Below are 263 nucleotides of genomic sequence, written 5' to 3'. Positions count from 1 at the left end.
CCCGGCCGATGCCCTGGCTGTGGGCCCTCGACGCCTCGCGCGCCCGCTCGGCGCGCTCCGCCAGCCGCTCGGGCGCCCGGCGCCTCTCGGCGATCTCGGAGAGCCGCTCCCTTGCGCGATCGGCGGCCTTTCCCGTCTCTTGCTCCAGCTGGCGGAAGGCCTCGTCGACCTCGGGGGCGTCCTCCACCTTGAAGAGCAGCCAGTCGCGGCCCTCGCCGGGGATGATGTGGTGCTCGACCGACGCGGCGCGCAGCTTGTCGGAG

At 74.9% G+C, this 263-nt stretch carries 1 protein-coding gene; it reads right to left on the bottom strand.

The window, feature by feature from the left end; all coding sequences use genetic code 11:
- The coding region (locus DW821_RS10185) for a hypothetical protein (RefSeq protein ID WP_199584265.1) at nt 1–263 on the bottom strand (263 nt) is incomplete at both ends.

Origin of the sequence: Collinsella sp. AM33-4BH (genome assembly GCF_003469205.1) — a bacterium.
In the GTDB taxonomy this organism is placed as follows: domain Bacteria; phylum Actinomycetota; class Coriobacteriia; order Coriobacteriales; family Coriobacteriaceae; genus Collinsella.
Note: the sequence above shows the minus strand (reverse complement) of the source record. Positions and strands in the feature narration are given on the sequence as shown.